Source organism: Pseudomonas reidholzensis, from assembly GCF_900536025.1.
GTDB lineage: Bacteria > Pseudomonadota > Gammaproteobacteria > Pseudomonadales > Pseudomonadaceae > Aquipseudomonas > Aquipseudomonas reidholzensis.
The window spans coordinates 40,953-60,704 of record NZ_UNOZ01000040.1; the positions used below are offsets into that span (position 1 = coordinate 40,953).

The following is a 19,752-nucleotide window of genomic DNA, read 5'->3' on the forward strand; positions in this document are numbered from 1 at the left end:
AGACATTGCGCCGTCTGGCGCCTAGCAGCCCATGCCCAATACCCAATCGCCGTATACCGCCTTCGCCACGCTGCTTTCCAGCAATGGCCACCCTGTCTCCCCCGCCGAGTTGCACGGCCTGTTGATCGGCCGCAGCTGCGCCGGTGCCGGCTTCGATGCCGACGCCTGGCTGGCTGACGCCGCCGGTGTGCTCGAAAACGACCCCGCCGACGCCGTGCGCAACGCCCTGATCGGCCTGCAAGAAATGGTCAAGGCCGAGCTGACCGGCGATGACGTCGCCCTGGTCCTGCTGCTGCCCGGCGACGAGGAAGCGCTGACCGATCGCGCCGCCGCCCTTGGCCAGTGGTGCCAAGGCTTCATCACCGGCTTTGGCTTGAACGTCGGTGGCAAGGACCTCTCCAGCGATGCCAAGGAAGTCCTCCAGGACCTGGTGTCCATCTCCCAGGTCCAGGACGCCCTGGAGGAATCCGAGGACGGCGAGAGCGACTACATGGAAGTCACCGAATACCTGCGCGTCGCACCGCTGCTGCTGTTCACCGAGCTGAACGCGCCTGCCGCGCCCGCGCCCAAGCCATCGCTGCACTGATCAACCCCTGGGGGTAAGTCCTGCCCATGAGCCACATACCCAAGGCCGAGTATGCCCGTCGGCGCAAGGCGCTGATGGCGCAGATGGTCCCCAACAGCATCGCTATCCTGCCGGCCGCCGCGGTTGCCATCCGCAACCGCGACGTCGAGCATGTGTACCGTCAGGACAGCGATTTCCAGTACCTCAGCGGCTTTCCCGAGCCTGAGGCGGTGATCGCGCTGATCCCTGGGCGCGAGCATGGCGAGTACGTGTTGTTCTGCCGTGAGCGCAACCCGGAGCGCGAGCAATGGGATGGCCTGCGGGCCGGCCAGGAAGGCGCGGTGCGCGATTTTGCCGCCGACGATGCCTTCCCGATCACCGACATCGACGAGATCCTGCCGGGCCTGATCGAAGGTCGCGACCGGGTGTACACCGCCATGGGCAGCAACCCCGAGTTCGACCGTCGGCTGATGGACTGGATCAACGTGATCCGCTCCAAGGCGCGCCTCGGCGCCCAGCCGCCGAACGAATACGTTGCCCTGGATCACCTGCTGCACGACATGCGCCTGTATAAGTCAGCGGCGGAAGTAAAAGTGATGCGCGCCGCCGCAGAGATTTCCGCGGGCGCCCATGTGCGGGCGATGCAGGCCTGCCGTGCGGGCCTGCACGAGTACAGCCTGGAAGCCGAGCTGGACTACGCGTTCCGCCAGGGCGGGGCGAAGATGCCAGCCTACGGCTCGATCGTCGCCGCTGGGCGCAACGGCTGTATCCTGCACTACCAGCAGAACGACGCGCTGCTCAAGGACGGTGACCTGGTGCTGATCGACGCCGGTTGCGAGATCGACTGCTATGCCAGCGACATCACCCGCACCTTCCCGGTCAGCGGGCGTTTTTCGGCCGAGCAGAAAGCGATCTACGAACTGGTGCTCAAGGCCCAGGCAGCGGCGTTTGCCGAGATCGCCCCGGGCAAGCACTGGAACCACGCCCACGAGGCGACCGTGCGGGTCATCACCGAGGGCCTGGTGGAACTGGGGCTGCTCAAGGGCGAGGTGCAGGCGCTGATCGACAGCGAGGCCTACCGCGCCTTCTACATGCACCGTGCCGGGCATTGGCTGGGCATGGATGTACACGATGTCGGCGAGTACAAGGTCGGCGGCCAGTGGCGGGTGCTCGAAGCGGGCATGGCGCTGACCGTCGAACCGGGCATCTACATCGCCGCCGACAATCAGGCCGTGGCGAAGAAATGGCGCGGCATCGGCATCAGAATCGAGGACGACGTGGTGGTGACCCGGCAGGGCTGTGAAATTCTTACCTCGGGCGTGCCGCGCACGGTCGCCGAGATCGAGGCGCTGATGGCCGATGCGCGCAGGGCCGTGGCATGAGCCGGGTCAACCTGGCGATCATCGGCGGTGGCCTGGTCGGTGCCAGCCTGGCCCTGGCGCTGCAGGCCGGGGCCAAGGCGCGCGGCTGGAAGATCCTGCTGATCGAGCCGTTCGCTCCTGGCGACAGCTTTCAGCCAAGCTACGATGCGCGCTCCTCGGCATTGTCATTCGGTACCCGACAGATCTACGAACACCTGGGCCTGTGGCAGGCCATCGAGCGCCGCGCCGAAGCGATCCGGCAGATCCATGTGTCTGACCGTGGCCGCTTTGGCATGACCCGCCTGGATGCCAGCGAAGAAGGGGTGCCGGCGCTGGGTTATGTGGTGGAAAACGCCTGGCTGGGCCAGTGCCTGTGGCAAGGCCTGGACGCCGACGTGGTCAGCTGGCGGTGCCCGGCCGAGGTCAAGGCGATGCAGCCGATAGAGGGCGGCTACCGCCTGCAACTGGATGACGACACCAGCCTTGAGTGCGATCTGGCGGTGTTGGCCGACGGCGGGCGCTCGGGCCTGCGCGAGCAGTTGGGCATCCATGTGCATCGCCGCCCTTACCAGCAGAGCGCGCTGATCGCCAATATCAGCCCGGGCGAAGCGCATGGCGGCCAAGCCTTCGAGCGCTTCACCGAACAGGGCCCGATGGCCTTGCTGCCCTTGCCGGAAAACCGCTGCGCGCTGGTCTGGACCCGCCAGGGGATGGACGCCCAGCGCCTCGCCGAGGTTGACGAGCGGAGTTTCCTGCGCGAGTTGCAGGACGTTTTTGGCTACCGCCTCGGTGCGCTGCGCCAGGTCGGCGCGCGCCACTTGTATCCGCTGGCGCTGGTCGAGGCCGACGAACAGGTGCGCCCGCACCTGGTGGTGCTCGGCAACGCCGCGCACAGCCTGCACCCGATTGCCGGGCAGGGCTTCAACCTGTCCCTGCGCGATGTGCAGTCGCTGGCCGAAGGCCTGCTGGCGGGCCCGCAGCACCCCGGTGACCTGGCGACCCTGCGCGTCTATCACCAACGGCAACGGCTGGACCAGGCCCTGACCATCGGCTTCTCCGACCAGGTCACGCGGGTGTTCGGCAGCGGCCAGCCACTGCTGGCGGCGGGGCGTAACCTCGGCCTGCTCGGCCTTGACCTGCTGCCACCGGCCAAGCGCTGGTTCGCGCGCCAGGCGATGGGCCTGGGCACGCGGCCCGACCTGCGGGGTCGCGCATGAGCGACTCGCGCAAGCTCGCGCGCAAGGCCCGCATGCTGCGTTGGCTGCTCAACTGCTACCCGCCTTACCTCGGTGCCGGTATCCGCGTGCAGCACATCAGCCCGGACATGAGCAGCATCAAGGTGCGCATGAAGCTCACCCGCTGGAACCGCAACTACGTCGGCACCCAGTTCGGCGGCAGCCTGTATTCGATGGTCGACCCGTTCTACATGCTCCTGCTGATCGAGCGGCTGGGCAGCGGCTACATCGTCTGGGACAAGGCCGCCAGCATCGACTTCATCTCCCCGGGCAAAGGCCCGGTGTATGCCGAGTTCCACGTCGATGACGGGTTGCTCGACGACATCCGCCAGCAGACCGCCAGCGGCAAGAAGTACCTGCCCCGGCTGCAGGTCGACATCCGTGACGGTACCGGCGAGCTGGTGGCGCGGGTCGATAAAACCCTTTATGTACGGCTCAAGCCGCAAGCGAGGCAGGCGTAAGGCATGGAAATGCGCGCAGATCTATTGATTGTCGGTGCCGGTATGGTCGGCAGCGCACTGGCCCTGGCGTTGCGCCACAGCGGCCTGGAGATTCTCCTGCTCGACGGCGGCCCGCTGTCGGTCAAGCGGTTTGACCCGCAGTCGCCGTTCGAGCCGCGGGTCAGTGCCCTGTCGGCGGCCAGCCAGCGCATCCTCGAGCGCCTCGGCGCCTGGGAAGGGATAGCCGGGCGGCGCGCGTCGCCGTATTCGGACATGCACGTGTGGGACGGCAGCGGTACCGGCCAGATCCACTTCTCGGCCGCCAGCGTGCATGCCCAGGTGCTGGGCCACATCGTCGAGAACCGGGTGGTCCAGGACGCGCTGCTGGACCGCTTGCACGACAGCGACATCGGCCTGCTGCCCAATGCCCGCCTGGAGCAGATGCGCCGCTCCGGTGACGAGTGGCTGCTGACCCTGGCCGACGGCCGCCGCTTGCGTGCGCCGCTGGTCGTCGCCGCTGATGGCGCCAACTCCGCCGTACGGCGCCTGACCGGCTGCGAAACCCGCGAGTGGGACTACCTGCACCAAGCCATCGTCACCAGTGTGCGCTGCTCCGAGGCGCACCAGGCCACGGCTTGGCAGCGCTTTACCGACGAGGGCCCGCTGGCGTTTCTACCGCTGGCACGCGACGGCGGCCAAACCTGGTGTTCGATTGTCTGGTCGACCACGCCGGAGCAGGCCGAGCAGGTCATGGCGCTGGATGACGAAGGCTTTTGTGCGGCGCTGGAGCGGGCCTTCGAAGGGCGCTTGGGGCAGGTCCTGGAGGCTGATCCGCGGGTCTGCGTGCCGTTGCGTCAGCGCCATGCCAAGCGCTATGTGGATGAAGGGCTGGCGCTGATCGGCGATGCGGCCCATGTGATTCACCCGCTGGCCGGGCAGGGTGTCAACCTGGGCTTTCTCGATGCGGCGGTGCTGGCCGAGGAGTTGGCGCATGCCTGCGAGCGCGGTGAGCGCCTGGCGGATGTGAAGGTGCTCAGCCGCTACGAGCGCCGGCGCATGCCGCACAACCTGGCGCTGATGGCGGCGATGGAGGGCTTCGAGCGGTTGTTCCAGGCCAATCCGCTGCCGCTGCGCTGGCTGCGTAACAGTGGCCTGAAGCTGGTCGAGCAGATGCCCGAGGCCAAGGCGCTGTTCGTGCGTCAGGCGCTGGGCTTGTCGGGTGATCTGCCGGAACTGGCCAAAGCCTGAGCGTTGGCCGTATTGGCAACATCCGGTAACGGCTAGGTGGGTGAGCTGCTTAATGGTATTCACTACCATTTGCACCTCTCAAACCCGCGAGGAATTCCCGATGTTGCCACGCAAGCCCCTCCTGGCCGCCCTGGCCCTGACCCTGTTCGGCGGCACCGTCCAGGCGGCGGACGAAGTGGTGGTGTATTCCTCGCGCATCGACGAGCTGATCAAGCCGGTGTTCGACGCCTATACCGCCAAGACCGGTGTGCAGATCAAGTTCATCACCGACAAGGAAGCCCCGCTGATGCAGCGCATCAAGGCCGAGGGCGACAACGGCGTGGCCGACCTGCTGCTCACCGTCGATGCCGGCAACCTCTGGCAGGCCGAGCAGATGGGCATCCTGCAGCCGATCAAGTCGGACGTGATCGACGCCAACATCCCCGCCCAGTACCGCGCCGCGTCCCATGACTGGACCGGCCTGAGCCTGCGCGCGCGGACCATCGCCTACGCCACTGATCGGGTCAAACCTGAAGAGCTGAGCACCTACGAGGCCCTGGCCGACAAGCACTGGGAAGGCCGGCTGTGCCTGCGCACCGCGAAAAAGGTCTACAACCAGTCGCTGACCGCCACCCTGATCGAGAACCATGGCGAGGCCAAGACCGAAGCGATCATCAAGGGCTGGGTCAACAACCTGTCCACCGATGTGTTCTCCGACGATACCGCCGTGCTGCAGGCGATCGAAGCGGGTCAGTGCGACGTCGGTGTGGTCAACACTTACTACTACGGTCGCCTGCACAAGCAGCAGCCGAGCCTGCCGATCAAGCTGTTCTGGCCTAACCAGGCGGACCGTGGCGTGCACGTCAACCTGTCGGGTATCGGCCTGACCAAGCATGCGCCGCACCCTGAGGCGGCGAAAAAGCTGGTGGAGTGGATGACCGGCGAAGAGGCGCAGAAGCTGTTTGCCGACATCAACCAGGAGTTCCCGGCCAACCCGAAGGTCAAGCCCTCCGCCGAAGTCGCGGCCTGGGGTAGCTTCAAGGCCGACAGCATCCCGGTGGAAGTCGCAGGCAAGCGTCAGGCCGAGGCGATCCGTTTGATGGATCGGGCTGGCTGGAACTAAGCACCAGGCTTTATCCTTCTGGGGTTCTTTAGGGCCCTTTCGCGGGCAAGCCCGCTCCTGCAGGGATCTTGTGGGAGGGGGTTGACCCGCGAACGCGCCATCGCAACCGAGATCCTAGATTTGTCCCACGCCCCGCAACGCCGCTGGTACCTCCCTGTCGCCCTGGTCGCCGCCCTGGTCCTGCTGCCGCTGAGCGTGCTGCTGCTGTCCTGGCAGTCGATCGACGTGCAGATCTGGTCGCACCTGCTCGACACGCAGATGAGCCGCCTGCTCGGCAACACCCTGACCCTGGTGCTGGGGGTCGGCATCGGCGTGACCCTGCTCGGGGTAAGCCTGGCCTGGCTCACCAGCCTCTGCGAGTTCCCGGGGCGGCGCTGGCTGGACTGGGCGCTGATGCTGCCGTTCGCCATCCCGGCCTACGTGCTGGCGTTCGTCTTCGTCGGCCTGCTGGACTTTGCCGGGCCGGTGCAAAGCGCGCTGCGCGAGGTGTTCGGGCCGCTGCGCCTGCCGCGGGTGCGCTCCACCGGCGGGGTGATCATCGTCCTGGTGCTGGTGTTCTACCCCTACGTCTACCTGCTGGCGCGCACCGCTTTTCTCGCCCAGGGCAAGGGCCTGATGGAAGCTGCACGGGTCCTCGGCCTGTCGCCGCTGCAAGCGTTCTGGCGGGTGGCGCTGCCCATGGCCAGGCCGGCCATCGGTGCCGGCATCGCGTTGGCGCTGATGGAAACCCTGGCGGATTTCGGCGCCGTGGCGGTGTTCAACTTCGACACCTTCACCACGGCGATCTACAAGACCTGGTACGGCTTCTTCAGCCTCTCCAGCGCGGCCCAGCTGGCCAGCCTGTTGCTGCTGGTGGTGATGCTGGTGCTGTACGGCGAGCGCCGTGCGCGCGGCGCCAGCCGCACTGCCAACGAGCGCCCGCGCGGCCAGGCGCTGTACCACTTGCGTGGGGTCAAGGCGCTGGCGGCCAGTGGCTGGTGCCTGCTGGTGTTCGCCTGCGCCTTTGTCATCCCGCTGCTGCAATTGCTGGTGTGGTTCTGGCAGCGCGGTCGGCATGACCTCGACGAACGCTATGTCGGGTTGGTCCTGCACACCCTGTACCTGGGCGCGATGGCCGCGTTGATCACGGTCAGCGTGGCCTTGCTGCTGGCGTTCGCCCGCCGCCAGGCGCCCACTGCCGGGATCCGTGCCGGGGTCGGCCTGGCCAACCTCGGCTACGCCTTGCCGGGTTCGGTGTTGGCGGTGTCGATCATGCTGGCGTTCAGTTACCTCGACAACCAGCTCGTGGTGCCGCTGTCGCAGTGGCTCGGCGGCGCGGGTAAACCGTTGCTGCTGGGCAGCCTGACGGCCTTGCTGGTGGCCTACCTGGTGCGCTTTATCGCGGTCGCCTACGGCCCGCTGGAAAGCAGCCTGGAGCGCATCCGGCCGTCATTGCCCGAAGTCTCGCGCAGCCTCGGGGTCGGTGGGCCGCGATTGTTTTTCAAGGTTTATCTGCCGCTGCTGGTGCCTGGGGCATTGAGCGCCGCATTGCTGGTGTTCGTCGACGTGCTCAAGGAGATGCCGGCGACCCTGCTGATGCGCCCGTTCGGCTGGGACACCCTGGCGGTACGGGTGTTCGAGATGACCAGCGAAGGCGAGTGGGCCCGCGCCTCGCTGCCGGCACTGACCCTGGTGCTGGTCGGCCTGCTGCCGGTCATCGGCCTGATTCGCCGTTCGGCGCGGCGTGCCGGTCACACTCACTGAGGATGCCAGCCCGCGCCCTTGCCGCTACAATGCGCGGCATTCGCTGCGGCGGCTCCTACAACAACAGGTGACACATCAACGTCGCCGACCGCCGCCGCTTCGCCACGCCCGGAAGGAGAAACCCATGGGACAGCGCACGCCTCTGTACGACCTGCACCTGGCGCTAGGCGCCAAGATGGTCGATTTCGGTGGTTGGGACATGCCCCTGCACTATGGCTCGCAAGTCGACGAGCACCATCAGGTGCGCAGTGACTGCGGCGTCTTCGACGTCTCGCACATGACGGTGATCGATGTCGACGGCCGTGCGGCCACGCCGTGGCTGCAATATTTGCTGGCCAATGATGTGGCCCGCCTGGACGGCACCGGCAAGGCGCTCTACAGCACCATGCTCAATGCACAGGGTGGGGTGGTCGACGACCTGATCGTCTACCGCACCGAGGGTGGCTACCGTCTGGTGGTCAATGCGGCGACCCGTGACAAGGTGCTGGCGTGGCTGCAGGCACACAGCAGCGATTTTGCGGTCGGCTTCGAGGAGCGCGCCGAGCTGGCCATCCTCGCCATCCAGGGCCCGCACGCCCGGGCCAAGGTCGCCGAGCTGGTCAGCGCCTCGCGGGCCGCGGTGATCCGCGAGCTGAAGCCGTTCGAAGGCGTGGTCGAAGGCGACTGGTTCGTCGCCCGTACCGGCTACACCGGTGAAGATGGCCTGGAGATCATCCTGCCGGGTGATCAGGCCCCGGCCTTCTTCAACGACCTGGTCGGCGCCGGCATTGCCCCCAGTGGCCTCGGCGCCCGCGATACGCTGCGCCTGGAAGCCGGGATGAACCTGTATGGCCAGGACATCGACGAACAGCACACCCCGCAAACCTCCAACCTGGGCTGGTGCATCGCCTGGGAGCCGGCCGCGCGCGACTTCATTGGCCGCGCCGGCCTGCTCACGGAAATCGAGCACGGCGTGCAGGAAAAACTGGTCGGCCTGGTGCTCGAAGAGCGCGGTGTATTGCGCGCTCATCAGGTGGTCCGTGTCGCGGGGATTGGCGAAGGGGAGATCACCAGTGGTAGTTTCTCTCCTACGCTGAGCAAATCCATTGCCCTGGCGCGCGTACCGATGGCCACCGGCGACCGAGCCGAGGTCGAGATTCGTGGCAAGTGGTACCCGGTGCGGGTGGTCAAGCCGACCTTCGTGCGCCAGGGCAAGATTCTGATCTGAACCCTTTTTCTGGCGGCCCGACCGCTGACCCCAATACCGAGGACTACACGACATGAGCAACATCCCCGCCGACCTGCGTTTTGCCGAAAGCCACGAATGGGCACGCCTGGAAGCCGATGGCACGATCACCGTGGGCATCAGCGACCACGCCCAGGAAGCCTTGGGTGACGTGGTCTTCGTCGAACTGGCAGAAGTCGGCAAGGTGTTCGCCGCAGGCGACGCTGCGGGCGTGGTCGAGTCGGTCAAGGCCGCTTCGGATATCTATGCGCCGGTCAGCGGCGAAGTGATCGCGGTCAACGAAGACCTGGCCGACAGCCCGGAGCAGCTCAACGACGCGCCGTACACCGCGTGGATCTTCAAGCTCAAGCCTGCCAACCCGGCTGAGCTGGAAAAACTGCTGGACGCTGCAGGTTACGCCGCCGCCATCGGCGAGTAAGTTTTCCCGCAGCATCGACGATCCCTTCCTAGACTTGTAAGTCTCCATGAGAGCCTGGTCCAGGAAGAGATCGTCGCCATGTCCCAGTCGCCATCCCTGAGTCAACTGCAAGCGCTCAACCCGTTTCTGCACCGTCACCTGGGGCCCGATGCCTCGGAGCAGCAGGCCATGCTCGACGCCCTGGGTGTCGCCAGCCGCAGCGAGCTGATCGAGCAGACCGTGCCGCCCGGCATTCGCTTCAACCGCCCCCTCGACTTGCCGCCGGCCCTGGATGAACAGGCTGCCCTGGCCAAGCTCGCTGCCCACGCGGCCCGCAACCAGTTATGGACCAGCCTGATCGGCATGGGTTACCACGCCACGGTCACGCCTACGGTGATCCTGCGCAACGTGCTGGAAAACCCCGGCTGGTACACCGCCTACACGCCTTATCAGCCAGAAATCGCCCAAGGGCGCCTGGAAGCCTTGCTGAACTTCCAGCAAATGGTCATCGACCTGACCGGCTTGCCCCTGGCCAATGCCTCGCTGCTCGACGAGGCCACTGCCGCCGCAGAGGCCATGGCCCTGGCCAAGCGCGTGGCGAAGAGCAAGAGCAATGCGTTTTTCGCCGACGAGCACTGCCATCCCCAGACCTTGTCGGTGCTCAAGACCCGTGCCGAGGGCTTTGGCTTCGAACTGATCGTCGACGCGGTGGATAACCTGGCCAAGCACCAGGTGTTCGGTGCGTTGCTGCAGTACCCTGACACCCACGGTGAGGTGCGCGACCTGCGCCCGCTGATCGATCAATTGCATGCGCAGCAGGCGCTGGCCTGCGTGGCTGCGGACATCCTCAGCCTGGTGGTGCTGGCGCCGCCGGGCGAACTGGGCGCCGATGTGGTGCTCGGCTCCACCCAACGCTTCGGCGTGCCGATGGGCTACGGTGGCCCGCATGCGGCGTATTTCGCTTGTCGCGACGAATTCAAGCGGGCCATGCCCGGGCGCATCATCGGTGTGTCCCGCGATGCTCGGGGCAACACTGCGCTGCGCATGGCGCTGCAGACCCGCGAGCAGCATATCCGCCGGGAGAAAGCCAACTCCAACATCTGCACCGCGCAAGTGCTGCTGGCCAACATCGCCGGCTTCTACGCTGTCTACCACGGCCCTGAAGGCCTGCAGCGGATTGCCCAGCGGGTGCACCGGCTGACGTTCATCCTGGCCGCGGGCCTTGAGGCCAAGGGCATCACCCGGCTCAACCAGCACTTCTTCGATACCCTGACGCTCGACGTCGGTGGCACCCAGGCGGCGATCATCGAGAGCGCCGAAGCGGCGCAGATCAACCTGCGCATCCTGGGCCGCGGGCACTTGGGCGTGAGCCTGGACGAGACCTGCGACGAAGCCACGGTGCTGCGCCTGTTCGACGTCTTCCTCGGCGTCGACCATGGCCTGGACATCGCCACGCTCGACCGGTTGGCGCACCCCGAAGGCATCCCGGGGGCGCTGGTGCGGCGGACGCCGATCCTGGTGCATCCGGTGTTCAACCTGCACCACAGCGAAACCGAGATGCTGCGCTACCTCAAGCAGCTGGAAAACAAGGACCTGGCCCTCAACCAGTCGATGATCCCGCTCGGCTCGTGCACCATGAAGCTCAACGCCACCAGCGAGATGATCCCCATTACCTGGCCGGCGTTCGCCAACCTGCACCCGTTTGTCCCGGCCGCGCAGGCGGTGGGCTACAAGGCGATGATCGACGAGCTGGAGTGCTGGCTGTGCGCGATCACCGGCTTCGATGCCATCTGCATGCAGCCCAACTCCGGTGCCCAGGGTGAGTACGCCGGGCTGATGGCGATCACCCGCTATCACCGCAGCCGCCAGCAACCGCTGCGCACGCTGTGCCTGATCCCTTCGTCGGCGCATGGCACCAACCCGGCGTCGGCGCAGATGGCCGGCATGGAGGTGGTGATCGTCGAGTGCGACGAGGACGGCAACATCGACCTTGCCGACCTCAAGGCCAAGGCTCAGGCGGCCGGGGAGCGGCTGTCCTGCCTGATGGTCACGTACCCGTCGACCCACGGTGTCTACGAAGAAGGCATTCGCGAGATCTGCGAGGTGGTCCACCAGCACGGCGGCCAGGTGTACATGGACGGTGCCAACCTCAATGCCCAGGTCGGCCTGGCGCGGCCGGCCGACATTGGCGCGGATGTTTCGCACATGAACCTGCACAAGACCTTCTGCATCCCGCACGGTGGCGGAGGCCCCGGCATGGGGCCGATTGGCGTGCGTGCGCACCTGACGCCGTTCGTCGCCAGCCACCCGGTGGTACCGGTGCCTGGCCTGGACCCGAACAACAGCGCGGTCAGCGCGGCGCCCTGGGGCAGCGCGAGCATCCTGCCGATCAGCTGGATGTACATCGCCATGATGGGCCCGCAGCTGGCCGATGCCAGCGAGGTGGCGATTCTCTCGGCCAACTACCTGGCCAGCCAGCTCGGCGGGGCCTTCCCGGTGCTTTACCGGGGGCGTAACCAGCGGGTCGCGCATGAGTGCATCCTCGACTTGCGACCGCTCAAGGCGCAGACCGGGATCAGTGAGGAGGATGTGGCCAAGCGCCTGATGGATTACGGCTTTCATGCGCCGACCATGTCGTTCCCGGTGCCGGGTACGCTGATGGTCGAGCCGACCGAGAGTGAGTCGAAGGCCGAACTGGACCGCTTCATCGAGGCGATGCTGGCGATTCGCGAAGAGATCGCCCAGGTACAGGAGGGCACCTGGCCGGTCGAGGACAACCCGCTCAAGCATGCACCGCATACCCTGGCGGATGTGTTGGCGGGGTGGAACAGGCCGTACAGCCTGGAGCAGGGCATTGCGCCGAGTGCCCATGTGCGTCAGCACAAGTACTGGCCGGCAGTGAACCGGGTCGACAACGTGTACGGCGACCGTAACCTGTTCTGTGCCTGCGTGCCGGTCGAGGCCTATCGCTGAGGCACGGTCCTGGGGCCGCTCTGCGGCCCATCGCGACACAAAGCCTGGCGCTGATCCCTGTGGGAGCGGCCCTGTGTCGCGAAACGAGGGCGAAGCCCTCGCAGGTTCCGCAGCCTTATTCGGCGACGGCGTTCTTCGCCAGGATCGCGTTGGCCAGCTCCATGTCGCTGGCCTCAACCCCTGGGTTGTCCGCACGTACCTGACGCATCGCGGCTTCCAGGAACGGCCCGCGAATAGCGCCTTCGCTGGCCACGAAGCTGCCCGCATCGTCCTGCGCGGCGACGATCATCTTGTGGTCCTTGAACGTCAGGTAGGTCGATGCGGTGGTCGCACCGGAGGAAATGACGTTGCGCCAGAACGGGTCGGCCATGGCGGCGCCGACGGGCAGTGACAGCAGGGCAGCGGCGACGATGGCTGTTTTGAGACGCATGGTGAATCACCTCGAATGGTGAGGGCTGAGAATGCCCGATTCGATCCTGTTCGAGTACCGCAAGTTCCCTATTTACAAGGGTTTTTTCCTCAACCGCAGACCCTCAGCAGCTCCGTCAGGCTGGTCAGCCCGCGGGCGATCTTGGCCTCGCCGTTGTGCCGCAGATCGTGCAACCCTTCCCGCAGGGCATGCTGGCGCAGGCTGGCCAGGTCGGTCTGCGGGCCAATTGCCGCGCGCAAGGCTTCGCTGGGTATCAGCAACTCGAACAGCCCGGTGCGGCCGTGGTAGCCGGTGCCCCGGCACTGGCGGCAGGTGCTGCCTTGATCGATCACCGAGCCCAGGCAGCCTGGGCACAAGGTGCGCACCAGACGCTGCGCCATGACCCCGAGCAAGGTGGCCTTGATCAGGTAATCGGCGACACCCAGCTCCTGCAGGCGCGTGATCGCGCCGCAGGCGTCGTTGGTGTGCAAGGTCGACAGCACCAAGTGCCCGGTGAGCGCTGCCTGAACCGCCACCTGGGCGGTCTCGCGGTCGCGGATCTCGCCGATCATGATGATGTCCGGGTCTTGCCGGAGCAGCGCGCGTACGCCATTGGCGAAGCCCAGGTCGAGGCCTGGCTGCACCTGCAACTGGTTGAAGGCCGGCTCCAGGCGCTCGATCGGGTCTTCGATGGTGCACAGGTTGACCTGCGGGGTGGCCAGCCGCTTGAGGCTGGCATAGAGGGTGCTGGTCTTGCCCGAGCCGGTCGGGCCGGTGAGCAGGATGATGCCCTGGCGTTGGCGCAGCAGCCCTTGCCATTGCTCCAGCACTTCGCCATCCAGGCCCAGGCGGTCGAAGTCCTCGTGCAGTTGCTGCGGGTCGAACAGGCGCAGCACCAGTTTTTCGCCAAACGGCGTGGGCAAGGTCGACAGGCGCAGCTCCACCTCGATATCGCCGGCCAGGTGGCTCTTCAGGCGGCCATCCTGGGGCCGGCGTTTTTCGGCCACGTCCATGCGCGCCAAGTGCTTGAGACGGCTGACCAGGGCCAGGGTGACGCCTGCCGGAAAGGCATACACGGTATGCAGCAGCCCATCGATGCGATAGCGCAGTTGGCCCTGTTCGCGGCGCGGCTCGAGGTGGATATCGCTGGCGCGCTGCTCGATGGCGTACTGCAGCAGCCAATCGACGATGTGCACGATGTGGGCGTCGTCGGCGCTGGTTTCGGCCTGGCGCTTGCCCCGTTCCAGGAGCTGCTCCAGGTCACCCAGGCCGGTGTGTGCTTGCTGGCCTGCGCCCTGCACCGAGTGCGCCAGGCGAAACAGGCTGTGGCCGAGCTGGCGAATCTGCACCGGGCTGGCAAGCACGCGGCGCACGGCTTTACCCAGGCTGCGGGTCAGGTCGGCCTCCCATTCGCGTTGGTACGGCTGGGCGCTGGCGACGGTGACGCTGTGCGCATCGACGGCAACGGCCAGAATCCCGTGGCGGTTGGCGAAGCCGCGGGGGATCAGGCCGCTGATCTGCGCCAGGTCGAGTTGCAGCGGGTCGATGCGCAGGAAGGGTTGCCCGACCTTGTCGGCGAGCCATTGGCAGAGGGTGTCCAGGTCCAGACGCTGGCCGGGGTGCTGACGGTCTGCCAAGGCCAGGGTGGCGATGGCCTCGAGCGGGTGTTCGGGTGGCTCCGAGGCGCGTTCGAGGATCAGCAGGGCGTCGCTCGGCTGCAGGCGGTGATCGGCCAGCAGTGCGTCGAGCAGGCGGTTGAGGTCGAGGTCGTGGTGGTCGGCGGTGTGCATGAGCGGCGTCCTTGCCAGGGGTTGCTGGAAGGCTAGCCGCACGGTGGGCGCAGGGAGGCAGTGAAGGGTTGCTGGATTTTTCGGTGCAACTGCTGGCCCTTTCGCGGGTAAACCCGCTCCCACAGGGATGGCGTTTTTCTGGAGATTTGCTCGGTCCCTGTAGGCGCGGGGTTACCCGCGAAGAGGCCGGTGCTGGCGCAGTAGATCAACCCGTGGCCAGCTCCTGCAGCTGGGGCAGGTTGGCCAACTGCACATCCGCCACACACACCAGGTTACGCAACTTCTGCGCGATCACCTCGGCGCGGTGCCAGCTCAGCCCGCCGATACCAATCTCCAGGTCCAGCCATTCTCCCTGCTGGCTCATCTGCACACTGTTGGGCGTGAGAAATTGCAGGGCAAACAGGTTGAGCACCCGGCACAGGCTGTCGGGCTCAGCCTCGGCCAGCAGGCGATAGCGCACGTTGCTATGGGCGGCGCTGGCGGCCCAGGCATCGGCGCGGGGTAGGGTATGGGGCCGTTCGAGTGCGTTCATGCTGTTCTCCACCAGGACGGGGAATTCTTGCACGCTCGCAGCGGTATTTTTTCGCTATTGTCGGGTCCATTTGCCCGTGTGGCAGATAGAATAATTCGTAGAATTACACTTCGGAGAATGATTAATGCAAAGCGAGCTGGATGCCTATGACCGCCGCATCCTGGAGTTGCTCCAAGACGATGCCTCCCTGTCCAGCGCGCAGATCGCCGAACGGGTCGGTCTGTCGCAGTCGCCGTGCTGGCGACGGATCCAGCGCTTGAAAGAGGAGGGGGTGATTCGCGCCCAGGTGACCCTGCTCGACCGCAAGAAGGTCGGCCTCAACACGCAGATCTTCGCCGAGGTGAAGCTCAATGCCCACGGCCGCTCGAATTTCGCCGGTTTCACCGAGGCGATCCGCGAGTTTCCCGAGGTGCTGGAGTGCTACGTGCTGATGGGCTCGGTGGACTTCCTCCTGCGCATCGTCACCCCGGACATCGAAGCCTACGAACGTTTCTTCTTCGAAAAGCTGTCGAACGTGCCGGGGATCCAGGAGGTCAATTCGATCGTGGCCTTGTCCGAAATCAAGTCCACGACCCGCCTGCCCTTAACGCGTTGAAGGCGACTTCAGCAGGTGCTTCCAGGCGCGGTTCTGCTCGATCGCGCGGGCTTGCTCGATGCGCGCATCTTTCAGTGCCTGGGACTGCTCCTGATCTTCGGTCAGCGGCTGCTCAGCCAGTTGCTGAAGCTTGTTCAGTTCGCCGTACAGGCGGTCCAGCTGCGGCACGTCGAGCACGTGACGGGCGTGGTGGAGCCAGGTCTGCAAGGTCTCGATCCGCGGCAACTGCTCACCGAGGTCTTCCGGCTGCTGGACATAACGCTCCTGCAGCTTGAGGGCACGGGCTTCTTCGCCGACCAGGTGCTGCAGCCAGTTGGCCAGTTGCGCATTGCCCTGGCGGTCGCCACGGCCCTTGCGCTCGACGGTCCAGGCACGGGCCAGCAGCCAGCGCGAGGTTTCCAGCGAGAACTGGCCCCAGCGCGGGTCTTCCAGCTCTTCGGCGAACTGCTCGGGCGCTGCGCGGCGCACGTCTTCGTCATCGTTGCCGGCCTGAACCAATGGCCGCCAGTCTTCCAGCAGGGCATCGAGGCTGCTGCGCAGGGCGCGGGTAGTCGGGCGCGGCGCGGCTTGGCCGAGGCTGCCGACCAGGGCACGCAGTTCGGCCAGGCAATGCACCCAGTCCTGCAGCAGGCGCCAGTGGCCGGTGTGGCGGTATTGCTCGGCCAGGCGCTGGCTGCTGCCCAGCAACTGCCAGGCCAGCGCAGTGAAGGCGTCGTCGACGGCCATTTCGGCGTCGAGCTCGGCGCTCGGCAAGCCCAGTTCGTAGCTTTCTGGCTCGAGCAGGCGGTAGCCGCGCTCGGCCTTGCTGATGTCACATGGCATCAGCGCCAGCGTGGCGGCCAGTTCGGCGGCCAGCTCGAGCAGCGCCTCGGGTGCGCCCTCACGCAGCTCCAGCTCCAGCTCGCAGATTTCTTCCTTGCGCTTGCCGGCAATGACGAAGCCCTGGTCCAGGGCGGCTTCGATGACCACCTTGGCCTTGCCGCGGCCCCAGGAGATTTCAGCGAACTCGCGGGTGAAATCGGTGGTGAACAGCGGCTTGATGGTCTTTTTGTCCAGTTCGGCCAGTTGCTCGGGCCAGCAGCTGGCATCGAGCTTCTTCAGGTCGAGCTTGGCTTTTTCCAGCTGCCACTCGTGCTCGTTGCGCTCGGACAGGCCGGCGACGCTCTGGCCGCGGCACTTGAGGGTCTGGATGATGACATCGCCGTCGCGGCGAAGGCGCAGGGCGACACGCGCGGCGGACAGCTCACGCTCGGGGGTGTCGAAGTACTGGTTGAGCAGTTCGCGGGTCTGCCAGCCGGACTTGTTGCGCTTCTTCAGCAGGGGGTGCTCGCGCAGGGCGGCGAGGGTCTCGCGGCTGGCGCGGAGTTTGAGTTCGGTTTCTTTGTGCATCGCGGGCTCGAAGGAGGGGGCATCGTGGTGTGCAGTCTACAGCAGTCAGCTAGTGACTGTTGATCTGTGCCAGCCGCTTGCCCTGCAAAGCACCTGCATTGTTATGATGGGCAACGCTTCCGAGGAGTACGCGCATGCCGTTGCCGCCGCTGAAAGACCAGTTCGCCGCCCTGATCGCCGCACCCTCGGTCAGTTGCACCCAGCCCGCGCTGGACCAGTCCAACCGTCAGGTCATCGAGCTGTTGGCCGGCTGGCTCGGCGATCTGGGCTTCAAGTGCGATATCCAGCAGGTCACCCCCGGCAAGTTCAACCTGCTGGCGAGCCGTGGCAGTGGCCCCGGCGGCCTGGTCCTGGCCGGGCACAGCGACACTGTGCCCTACGACCCGCAGCTGTGGCAGACCGACCCGCTGAAACTCACCGAAGTCGGTGATCGCTGGGTCGGCCTGGGCAGCTGCGACATGAAGGGCTTCTTTGCCCTGATCATCGAGGCAGTGCTGCCGCTGCTCGAGCACGATTTCAAGCAGCCGCTGCTGATCCTCGCCACCTGTGACGAAGAAAGCTCGATGTCCGGCGCCCGTGCCCTGGCCGAAGCCGGCCAGCCGCTCGGCCGCGCCGCGGTGATCGGCGAGCCGACCGGGCTCAAGCCGATCCGCATGCACAAGGGCATCCTCATGGAGCGCATCGAGATTCTCGGGCGCAGTGGCCATTCGTCGGATCCGAGCCTGGGCCGCAGCGCCATGGAGGCCATGCACGCGGTGATGGGCGAGATGATCGCCCTGCGCGGGCAATGGCAGCAGACCTACCGCAACCCGCAGTTCAGCGTGCCGACGCCGACGATGAACTTCGGCTGCATCCATGGCGGCGACAACCCCAACCGCATCTGCGGCCAGTGCGCGCTGGAGTTCGACCTGCGGCCTTTGCCCGGGATGGACCCGGAGCAACTGCGCGCGGCGATCCGCGAGAAGCTGGTACCGCTGGCCGAACTGCACGACGTGAGCATCGACTACAAGCCGCTGTTCCCCGAAGTGCCACCGTTCGAGCAGGCCGCCGACGCCGAACTGGTGCAGGTGGCCGAGCGGCTCACCGGGCACCGCGCCGAAGCGGTGGCGTTTGGCACCGAAGCGCCGTACCTGCAACAACTCGGCTGCGAGACCATCGTGCTCGGCCCGGGCGACATCGCCTGCGCCCACCAACCGGGTGAATACCTGGAAATGTCACGTATCGAGCCTACCGTGCGTCTATTGCGTGACCTGATCAGGCACTATTGCCTGAGCTAAACGTCCATTGAGCTGATTCGTTCCTGCCTAGAGGAGAGTGCGCGTGACCGCAAGCCTGTTCCGACGATGACTTTCGAACGTTGTGCGCCTTGACCGTTCTCCGTCCACTTATCCACAGGCCCTGTCATGCCCGACTACGTCAACTGGCTCCGCCATGCGTCTCCGTACATCAACGCCCACCGTGACTGCACCTTCGTGGTCATGCTGCCGGGCGATGGGGTAGAACACCCCAACTTCGGCAATATCGTCCACGACCTGGTGCTGCTGCACAGCCTTGGCGTGCGCCTGGTGCTGGTCCATGGCTCGCGTCCGCAGATCGAAAGCCGTCTGTCGGCGCGCGGCCTCACCCCGCACTACCACCGCGGCATGCGCATCACCGACGCCGCCACCCTGGACTGCGTGATCGATGCGGTCGGCGCCCTGCGCGTGGCCATCGAAGCGCGCCTGTCGATGGACATGGCCGCCTCGCCAATGCAGGGCTCGCGCCTGCGCGTGGCCTCCGGCAACCTGGTCACCGCGCGGCCGATCGGCGTGCTCGAAGGGGTCGACTATCACCACACCGGCGAAGTGCGCCGGGTCGACCGCAAAGGCATCAGCCGCCTGCTCGACGAACGTTCGATCGTGCTGTTGTCGCCGCTGGGCTACTCGCCCACCGGTGAGATCTTCAACCTGGCCTGCGAAGATGTGGCCACCCGCGCCGCCATCGATCTGAGCGCCGACAAGCTGTTGCTGTTCGGTGCCGAGCAGGGGCTTCTGGACGAAAACGGCCGCTTGGTTCGCGAGTTGCGCCCTCAGCAAGTGGCGCCGCACTTGCAGCGCCTGGGTACCGATTACCAGGGTGAGCTGCTGGATGCCGCGGCCGAGGCCTGCAAAGGCGGCGTCGCACGCAGCCATATCGTTAGCTACGCCGAGGATGGGGCGTTGCTCACCGAACTGTTCACCCGTGACGGGGGCGGTACCCTGGTGGCCCAGGAGCAGTTCGAGATCGTCCGTGAGGCGACCATTGAAGACGTTGGTGGCTTGCTCGAGCTGATCAGCCCGCTGGAAGAGCAGGGCATTCTCGTGCGTCGTTCGCGCGAGGTGCTGGAGCGCGAGATCGAGCAGTTCAGTGTGGTCGAGCGCGACGGGATGATCATCGCCTGTGCGGCGCTGTACCCGATTGCCGATTCCGAGGCGGGGGAGTTGGCGTGCCTGGCGGTCAACCCGGAGTACCGGCATGGTGGCCGCGGCGATGACCTGCTGGAGCGGATCGAGTCGCGGGCACGGACCTTGGGCTTGAAGACCCTGTTCGTGCTCACCACGCGCACTGCGCACTGGTTCCGTGAGCGTGGCTTCGAGCCTAGCGGGGTCGAGCGACTGCCGGCAGCGCGGGCTTCGCTGTACAACTTCCAGCGTAATTCGAAGATCTTCGAAAAGTCGATCTGAGCGAGGGTGTCGGTGCTGGCCTCATCGCGGGTAAACCCGCTCCTAC

Annotated in this window: 17 protein-coding genes; 13 read left to right on the forward strand and 4 right to left on the reverse strand. The window is 66.1% G+C overall.

Features of this window, described 5'->3' with window-relative positions:
- The first annotated feature begins 31 nt into the window (after window positions 1-31).
- From CCOS865_RS27665 to gcvP, 10 genes are all read left to right on the forward strand, one after another.
- Entirely contained in the window at window positions 32-586 is a 555-nt protein-coding gene (locus tag CCOS865_RS27665; RefSeq protein ID WP_119146937.1) for a YecA/YgfB family protein, read from the forward strand.
- A 26-nt stretch (window positions 587-612) separates the two neighbouring features.
- Window positions 613-1,947 (forward strand): Xaa-Pro aminopeptidase, encoded by a 1,335-nt coding sequence (gene pepP / locus CCOS865_RS27670; protein ID WP_119146939.1) that lies wholly within the window; start codon window positions 613-615, stop codon window positions 1,945-1,947.
- Window positions 1,944-3,143: a 2-octaprenyl-6-methoxyphenyl hydroxylase gene (gene ubiH, locus CCOS865_RS27675; protein WP_119146941.1), complete on the forward strand. Its 1,200-nt coding sequence runs from the start codon at window positions 1,944-1,946 to the stop codon at window positions 3,141-3,143. Before pepP ends, ubiH begins: the two co-directional genes overlap by 4 nt.
- On the forward strand, window positions 3,140-3,622 hold the full coding sequence (locus CCOS865_RS27680) for a DUF4442 domain-containing protein (RefSeq protein ID WP_119146943.1): 483 nt from the start codon (window positions 3,140-3,142) through the stop codon (window positions 3,620-3,622). Before ubiH ends, CCOS865_RS27680 begins: the two co-directional genes overlap by 4 nt.
- 9 nt (window positions 3,623-3,631) lie before the next feature.
- Entirely contained in the window at window positions 3,632-4,849 is a 1,218-nt protein-coding gene (locus CCOS865_RS27685; RefSeq protein WP_208644576.1) for a 2-octaprenyl-3-methyl-6-methoxy-1,4-benzoquinol hydroxylase, read from the forward strand.
- Window positions 4,850-4,949: 100 nt separating this feature from the next.
- Complete coding sequence (locus CCOS865_RS27690) at window positions 4,950-5,951, forward strand: extracellular solute-binding protein (RefSeq protein ID WP_119146947.1); 1,002 nt, start codon at window positions 4,950-4,952, stop codon at window positions 5,949-5,951.
- A gap of 120 nt (window positions 5,952-6,071) precedes the next feature.
- The gene (locus CCOS865_RS27695) at window positions 6,072-7,694 is read left to right on the forward strand and encodes an ABC transporter permease (RefSeq protein WP_119147023.1); all 1,623 of its coding nucleotides are present in this window, start codon (window positions 6,072-6,074) and stop codon (window positions 7,692-7,694) included.
- A gap of 124 nt (window positions 7,695-7,818) precedes the next feature.
- Window positions 7,819-8,901: a glycine cleavage system aminomethyltransferase GcvT gene (gene gcvT, locus CCOS865_RS27700; protein WP_119146949.1), complete on the forward strand. Its 1,083-nt coding sequence runs from the start codon at window positions 7,819-7,821 to the stop codon at window positions 8,899-8,901.
- A 52-nt stretch (window positions 8,902-8,953) separates the two neighbouring features.
- On the forward strand, window positions 8,954-9,337 hold the full coding sequence (gene gcvH / locus CCOS865_RS27705; RefSeq protein WP_119146951.1) for a glycine cleavage system protein GcvH: 384 nt from the start codon (window positions 8,954-8,956) through the stop codon (window positions 9,335-9,337).
- A gap of 78 nt (window positions 9,338-9,415) precedes the next feature.
- Complete coding sequence (gene gcvP / locus CCOS865_RS27710; protein ID WP_119146953.1) at window positions 9,416-12,289, forward strand: aminomethyl-transferring glycine dehydrogenase; 2,874 nt, start codon at window positions 9,416-9,418, stop codon at window positions 12,287-12,289.
- 115 nt (window positions 12,290-12,404) lie between these two features.
- Here gcvP and CCOS865_RS27715 read toward each other — a convergent pair whose 3' ends face one another.
- The 3 genes from CCOS865_RS27715 to CCOS865_RS27725 all read right to left on the reverse strand — a co-directional run bounded on the left by CCOS865_RS27715 (window position 12,405) and on the right by CCOS865_RS27725 (window position 15,020).
- Window positions 12,405-12,719 (reverse strand): DUF2388 domain-containing protein, encoded by a 315-nt coding sequence (locus CCOS865_RS27715; RefSeq protein WP_119146955.1) that lies wholly within the window; start codon window positions 12,717-12,719, stop codon window positions 12,405-12,407.
- An 89-nt stretch (window positions 12,720-12,808) separates the two neighbouring features.
- Window positions 12,809-14,488 (reverse strand): GspE/PulE family protein, encoded by a 1,680-nt coding sequence (locus CCOS865_RS27720; RefSeq protein ID WP_119146957.1) that lies wholly within the window; start codon window positions 14,486-14,488, stop codon window positions 12,809-12,811.
- A 205-nt stretch (window positions 14,489-14,693) separates the two neighbouring features.
- Entirely contained in the window at window positions 14,694-15,020 is a 327-nt protein-coding gene (locus tag CCOS865_RS27725; protein WP_119146959.1) for a hypothetical protein, read from the reverse strand.
- Between the two features lie 124 nt (window positions 15,021-15,144).
- On the opposite strand from CCOS865_RS27725, the gene CCOS865_RS27730 reads away from it, so the two are divergent.
- Window positions 15,145-15,615, forward strand: a complete 471-nt coding sequence (locus CCOS865_RS27730) for an Lrp/AsnC family transcriptional regulator (RefSeq protein ID WP_119146960.1) — start codon at window positions 15,145-15,147, stop codon at window positions 15,613-15,615.
- On the opposite strand, the gene CCOS865_RS27735 is transcribed toward CCOS865_RS27730, so the two are convergent.
- A complete protein-coding gene (locus CCOS865_RS27735; protein WP_119146962.1) occupies window positions 15,604-17,004 on the reverse strand; it encodes a CYTH domain-containing protein in 1,401 nt (466 codons plus the stop codon). The genes CCOS865_RS27730 and CCOS865_RS27735 overlap by 12 nt on opposite strands.
- 134 nt (window positions 17,005-17,138) lie before the next feature.
- On the opposite strand from CCOS865_RS27735, the gene argE reads away from it, so the two are divergent.
- On the forward strand, window positions 17,139-18,281 hold the full coding sequence (argE, locus tag CCOS865_RS27740) for an acetylornithine deacetylase (protein WP_119146964.1): 1,143 nt from the start codon (window positions 17,139-17,141) through the stop codon (window positions 18,279-18,281).
- A 126-nt stretch (window positions 18,282-18,407) separates the two neighbouring features.
- Window positions 18,408-19,706: an amino-acid N-acetyltransferase gene (argA, locus tag CCOS865_RS27745; RefSeq protein ID WP_119146966.1), complete on the forward strand. Its 1,299-nt coding sequence runs from the start codon at window positions 18,408-18,410 to the stop codon at window positions 19,704-19,706.
- Window positions 19,707-19,752: the final 46 nt, after the last annotated feature.